General features: G+C 48.3%; 6 protein-coding genes. All 6 read left to right on the top strand.

Features of this window, described 5'->3' with window-relative positions; translation table 11 throughout:
- Nucleotides 1–195: NAD(P)/FAD-dependent oxidoreductase (locus tag ACRC27_RS11335; protein WP_438639909.1), on the top strand; the 195-nt coding region annotated here is incomplete at its 5' end.
- An 896-nt stretch (nt 196–1,091) separates the two neighbouring features.
- Entirely contained in the window at nt 1,092–3,917 is a 2,826-nt protein-coding gene (polA, locus tag ACRC27_RS11330; protein ID WP_438629808.1) for a DNA polymerase I, read from the top strand.
- Nucleotides 3,918–4,169: 252 nt separating this feature from the next.
- The gene (locus tag ACRC27_RS11325; RefSeq protein WP_071892919.1) at nt 4,170–4,217 is read left to right on the top strand and encodes a spot 42 RNA, inhibition of DNA synthesis; all 48 of its coding nucleotides are present in this window, start codon (nt 4,170–4,172) and stop codon (nt 4,215–4,217) included.
- Between the two features lie 325 nt (nt 4,218–4,542).
- Nucleotides 4,543–4,668 carry a hypothetical protein gene (locus ACRC27_RS11320; protein ID WP_438629809.1) on the top strand — a complete coding sequence of 42 codons (126 nt, stop codon included), beginning with the start codon at nt 4,543–4,545 and terminating at the stop codon, nt 4,666–4,668.
- 732 nt (nt 4,669–5,400) lie between these two features.
- Nucleotides 5,401–5,961, top strand: a complete 561-nt coding sequence (yihI, locus tag ACRC27_RS11315) for a Der GTPase-activating protein YihI (protein ID WP_438622640.1) — start codon at nt 5,401–5,403, stop codon at nt 5,959–5,961.
- A complete protein-coding gene (locus tag ACRC27_RS11310) occupies nt 5,961–6,419 on the top strand; it encodes a DUF2489 domain-containing protein (protein WP_438622641.1) in 459 nt (152 codons plus the stop codon). Before yihI ends, ACRC27_RS11310 begins: the two co-directional genes overlap by 1 nt.
- Nucleotides 6,420–6,437: the final 18 nt, after the last annotated feature.

Here is a 6,437-nt window from a genome sequence, read left to right as displayed (position 1 = left end):
ACGGAAGGTTATCGTACTGCAGAGGTTACGCTCGGTGGTGTAGATACGCGGGTGTTGTCATCAAAAACCATGCAGGCGAACGATATTCCCGGTCTCTATTTTATCGGCGAAGTGGTGGATGTTACCGGTTGGCTGGGCGGATACAACTTCCAGTGGGCATGGAGCTCGGCCTACGCCTGTGCTCAGGCGTTATAAGTGAGACATTAATAGTAATAGAAACAAGCGTAGGCTCGCGCACAGGTACAAAAACGCCCGAGTCTGACCGGTGACCGCCGAGCATATGCAAGTAAATGCTGGGTACAGATCGCAAGCGGGTTGTATCCACAGCGGGATTGCTCAGGTAAACACCTTGTTTATCACAGTTGCAGCAGATTTACCGCTGCCCCCGTTTACAATGCTAATAATAATCATTATCATTAAGTGGTGTTGATGAGGTTGTGACACGACAGCAGCATTAACGCACGACATTGCTCACATATTGCTTCCAAAATACACTTCGGCCAGCTTACATCCCATAAGCTGGCCATTTTTTTATCTTTGCTTTTTCTTTATCCCAACACGGCTAATCTCTTGCACAATTTCCATACTTATTTTGTATGGGCAGCCCTTTAATCACAAAAATGGGTAATAAAATCAGCAAGCCCTGATTTTGTATTCTGCGCGCCATCACTTATCTGCTCTGGGCTTGATAAAAGTCAAGGACAAAAACAGTATCCACAGCAGATGATCATATTAAGATCAAGTATTGATCAGCATTAATTTTATTAACTGTATGATTAATAAAGATGTTTATCAGGTTTTTCCTCTAGATCACAATCATGATCACAATATCGGGTTTTATTGTTCACAAACTTATCCACAGATCAGACATCATCAAAAAACCCTCTTTAAACCCTGCAAATGATCGCAGGGTATGCGGGAATTTCGTACCGAAAGCGGCTTTATTTAGCATATTGCGGGTTTATGCTGATCTGACGGGGGATAACCTATTTTCTGCTGGGGAAGATGAGCAACATGGTGTGCTGTGATTCGCTTCTGGGCGCAGGTGTGGCATCCTTTAGGGTATTGATGACTGACCGGATACCTTTATTATGGCTGAGATTGCACCCAATCCGTTGATCCTCGTGGATGGATCATCTTACCTCTACCGTGCCTACCATGCTTTTCCACCGCTGACCAATGCACACGGAGAGCCGACCGGTGCAATGTACGGTGTGCTGAATATGCTGAAAAGCCTATTAAATCAGTATGCTCCCAGCCAGATGGCGGTGGTGTTTGATGCCAAGGGCAAAACATTTCGCGATGAGATGTTTGCCGAATACAAGGCACACCGCCCGCCGATGCCTGATGATCTGCGCAGCCAGATAGCCCCGCTGCATGAAATGGTGCAGGCGATGGGGTTGCCGTTGCTGGTGATCAGCGGGGTAGAAGCAGATGATGTGATAGGTACGCTGGCGACTCAGGCAGCCGCCGACGGGCGTGATGTGCTGATCAGCACCGGTGATAAAGACATGGCGCAGCTGGTGAACCCACGGATCACCTTGATTAACACCATGAACAACACGGTGTTAGGCCCGCAGGAAGTGCAAGATAAGTACGGTGTTGGCCCCGAGCTGATTATCGATTTTCTCGCACTGATGGGGGACTCTTCCGATAATATTCCGGGTGTTCCAGGCGTGGGTGAAAAGACCGCGCTGGCGCTATTAAACGGTATCGGCAGTATTAAGCAGATTTATACCCAGCTTGACGCTATTCCCGCGCTCGGTTTTCGTGGGGCAAAAACCCTGCCAGCAAAACTGGAGTTGCACAAAGCCAATGCTGATCTCTCGTACGCATTGGCAACAATCAAAACCGATGTGCCATTAGAGCAAGATCATCTGTCGCTCGATATTCAGCCTGCCGATACCGACAGCCTGATCCGACTGTTTGGCCGTTTTGAATTTAAACGCTGGTTGGCCGATTTACTTGACGGTAAAGATATCAGTGCGCCCGTACCGCTGGCGGCGGCGCGCCGTACCGGAACAGGCTCAAGCAGTGAAAGCAGTAGCTACTCAGTAGCACAAGCGGCGGTGACTGAGGCAAAGGTTACAGCGGTGAGTGTTGATCGCAGTGCGTATGACACCATTCTGACTCAGGCGCAGCTTGATCTGTGGTTGCAAAAACTGCAAGCGGCCGATCTGTTTGCCTTTGATACCGAAACCGACGGGCTAGACTATATGACGGCCAATCTAGTCGGTGTCTCTTTTGCCTGTGCAGCAGGTGAAGCGGCCTATCTACCACTGGCCCATGACTACTTGGATGCCCCCGATCAGCTTGATCTAACCGCGGTGCTGGCACAGCTCAAGCCGCTACTGGAAGATGCGCAGCGGCAAAAAGTGGGGCAAAACCTGAAGTTTGATCAGAGCATTTTGGCGCGTTACGGCATTGAACTGCGCGGTATCGCCTATGACACTATGCTTGAATCTTATGTGCTCAATAGCGTCGCCGGTCGTCATGATATGGATAGCCTTGCCGAACGCCATCTGGCGCACCAGACCATCAGTTTTGAAGAGGTGGCCGGTAAGGGGAAAAATCAGTTAACCTTCAACCAAATTGCCCTTGAACAGGCTGCGCCGTATGCCGCGGAAGATGCGGATATCACCTTGCGTTTGCATCAGGCTCTGTGGCCACAGCTACAGGCCCAGCCGAGTTTGGAAAAGGTTTTTCGTGAGATAGAGATCCCGCTGGTACCCGTATTGTCACGCATTGAGCGCACGGGCGTATTAATTGAGCCGATGCTGCTCAATCAGCAGTCATCTGAATTGGCGCAGCGTTTGGCTGAGCTCGAAACCGAGGCCCACACGCTGGCGGGTGAGCCGTTTAATCTGGCATCGCCCAAGCAATTACAAGCTATTTTGTTCGATAAACTCGGTTTACCGGTTCTGAAAAAAACACCGGGCGGCGCACCATCTACCAATGAAGAGGTGTTGGCTGAACTGGCGCTTGATTACCCGTTACCGGCAATTTTGCTTGAGTACCGTGGCATGGCAAAGCTCAAATCAACCTATACCGATAAACTGCCGCAAATGATCAATCCGCAGACTGGCCGTTTACACACCTCGTACCATCAGGCGGTAACTGCGACTGGCCGCTTATCCTCAACTGATCCGAATCTGCAAAATATTCCAGTACGCAATGAGGCCGGCCGCCGTATCCGACAGGCGTTTATCGCTGATACCGGTTGTAAAATTGTGGCGGCTGACTACTCACAGATAGAGCTGCGGATCATGGCGCACTTGTCTGGCGATCAGGGGCTGCTGAAGGCCTTCAGTGAAGGTGTGGATATTCATCGAGCTACTGCTGCGGAGGTTTTTGGGCTGGATCGCGACAAGGTCAGTGCTGATCAGCGCCGCAGTGCCAAAGCCATTAACTTTGGCCTGATCTACGGCATGAGTGCCTTTGGTCTGGCGCGTCAGCTCGGTATTGGCCGTAATGAAGCCCAGCGTTATATGGATCTCTATTTCGAGCGTTATCCCGGCGTGCTTGATTATATGGAGAGCACCCGCACACAGGCCACGGCACAGGGATATGTCGAAACCCTGTTTGGTCGCCGTTTGCAGTTGCCGGATATTAATGCGCGTAACGGTATCCGCCGTAAGGCTGCAGAGCGGGCGGCAATCAATGCCCCTATGCAGGGCACGGCGGCTGATATCATCAAAAAAGCGATGCTGGCTGTTGATCAGTGGTTACGTGCAACCCCTGAGCTGGGTGTTCGCCTGCTGATGCAGGTACACGATGAATTGGTATTTGAAATTCCACAGCAGCATGTAGAGCACTGTACCCTACAGATCAAACAGATTATGGAGCAGTGTGCTGCGCTGAATGTTCCGCTGGTGGTCGATGTTGGTGTGGGGGATAACTGGGATCAGGCCCATTAAGCGTATCACCGCGGTATGAGTGTCTATTCTGAATCGGCATTGTGGTCTGGTGATAACACCATGCATCAAAAGCAACAGGTTGTAGTAAAAATGAGTGCGGTGATAAAGTAATTTCATAGTGAAAAATAACTTTCTGATTAATGTTATTTTTTGTGATGAAGTGCAACAAAAAAGTGAAAGTAAACTACAGAAAGCCCTTTACCTGCGCCGCTGAATTGCTGTACAGTTTACCACGTAGGGTACAGAGGTAAGATGTTCTATCTTTCAGACCTTTTACTTCACGTAATCGGATTTGGCTGAATTTTTAGCCGCCCCAGTCGTTATGACTGGGGCGTTCTTTTATCCGGTAATCCCCCAAAATAACGCGCTACTTTTTTCCCTTTTTCTTTCCCTCTTTGTACAGCTTTCATTTGATTCCCACATTTATTGCCTGAGCTGACGCTTTTGGTTAGTGCTGCATGTTTACCGCTTTGTGGTTCGGCTATTGATTTTTCATCTTTTTCTGTGGGCTTTTACCTTAACTTACTCTTTTAAAAGATAAATAATGACAACAGTGCGATGTGGCTCACTGATTTGCCGATTTAAATTAGAGTAATTACTTTAATTTAAGGAAAGAGTCGATATAATGAGCAGGCTCTTCTTATTTATCTTAATTGTGCTGTGTTTGCCTTGGTTGTATGCAGGGAAAACAGACAATGACTCTACTGTATTTTCAGGCCAGCGTTTGCTGGCTTTTTTTTATGGTTTTTGACTGCCATTAACGGGGCCGGTAGTCTGTGTTTGTCGTTATTACGGCATGGTTTTTTCTGGTTGTTATTGCCTAAACCGCTATGCAGTAACGGGCATACATGTTGTTATAAAAAAACAGTATTGTCTGACTTATTTATTTCTGCGAAACTAAATATTAATGACAAGGTGCAATGTTATTGCAGGGTTATCTGATAACCCATTGAGCGGGTTAAAATTAAAACCTTAGAGCCAGCGCAACTTGTATGATGTAGTGCTTAATCTTGCATAAATATCTTGCGAAACCACGCAGGATCGAAGATCCTAAAACCATAATGATAAAAATCTCCTATTTCTCTCCCGTTGCCCCATCGTACGATGGGGACTTTGTTTTTCCCGTCATGAATCTCTGCACGTATTTGCACACTTTTCCTACCAACTTTTTCGTCAATCAGCCCTGAGATCTCTACAGTATGTTTGGCACAAAAGAGCGGCATAGACGGTGGTATCGCAATACGTGATACAGCATAGCGCCACAAGATATGGTCACACTGATAGTTTCTCGGGTGCGCTATACTGGTTGGAAAATCGGTTTTTTGGCGGCTAAATGTGCTGTAGAGCCGGTATCAGCGTGTGAACCGGCACGATTTTCCCGCTTTTTATTCATTTGCAGGGCCGAAAGCCTAGAATGTTCTATTTCTGAACGTAAACACTGGCATAATATGGCCTACTGATCCCGCATCACAATGGTGTTGATATGACCCGCGAAAAGAAAACCCGTAAAGCGCCGGGTGGCGTTAAACTTGATTCATCAAAGCCGAAAAAAAGCCGTGCCGAACTTGATCAAATGTCACGTGATCAAAAGCGGCTGAAAAAGCGTAAAGGCCTTAACTCAGGCACGCGCCAAAATCCGGAAGGTTCTTCACGTAAGACTGATAGCCGTGCGGATAAAGACCCGCGTATCGGCAGTAAAAAACCGGTGCCACTGATGGTTGAATTTGTAAACCGTCAGCCGAAAAAAGCAGCCGTTGTTAAGCCGGTAGAAAAAGAGGCACTTGCCCCAGAACTTGAACTGGCACAACTGGAAGCGGATGAGCGTCTGCACATGCTGTTAGATCGTGTTGATGGCGGTGAAAGTGTTAGCGAAGAAGAGCAAAACTACATCAACAGCAGCCTTGATCGTGTTGACGAACTGATGCAACTGCTCGGCTTGTCTGATGAAGAAGAGGAAGAGTCTGAAACGCCTGCACCGGTAAAAAGCAGTGATCCGGAAGATTTGTGGGAGCGTTTTAACAACAGTGATCCGAAGTCATTCTGATGCTGTGGCAACAGGGATTAGTATTGGCAGCAGTGATGATACTGCTGCCATTAGCCTTATACGCGGGTTGGTTACTGGGCAAACTGTGGCAACAGCGGCAGGCACAGCACCATCGGCAACAGCAACGTAACCAGACACTGGTCGACAGCATTCAGACCATCGCACTGGCGATGCAGTCTGGGCAGTGTAATTTATCGGAAGGCGTGTTGCGCCTGCACCCTCTGCTTGAGGCAGTGAATCAGGCAGATACCCCGCAATTATCTACCCATTTTCCGGCAATGCAGGCTCTGTTTGAGGCTGTTGCTGCCATGCCAACACATGAAGCCCGCAAAAATTACAAGCGCAATCAAATTATGAAATGGGATCTGGAACGCGAGCTGGCGGAAAGCCGCCTGCAAACAGAGATCGAAGATGAGCTTCCTACTCTGCTTGCGTGGTGTTCTGCATTACCGAAATAAAAGCAGTTTAAGCTGCGG

Source organism: Plesiomonas sp., assembly GCF_051650925.1.
Classification (GTDB): Bacteria; Pseudomonadota; Gammaproteobacteria; order Enterobacterales; family CAMTGL01; genus Plesiomonas.
The sequence above is the reverse complement of the archived record's forward strand: the minus strand, read 5'-3'. Positions and strand labels throughout refer to the sequence as shown.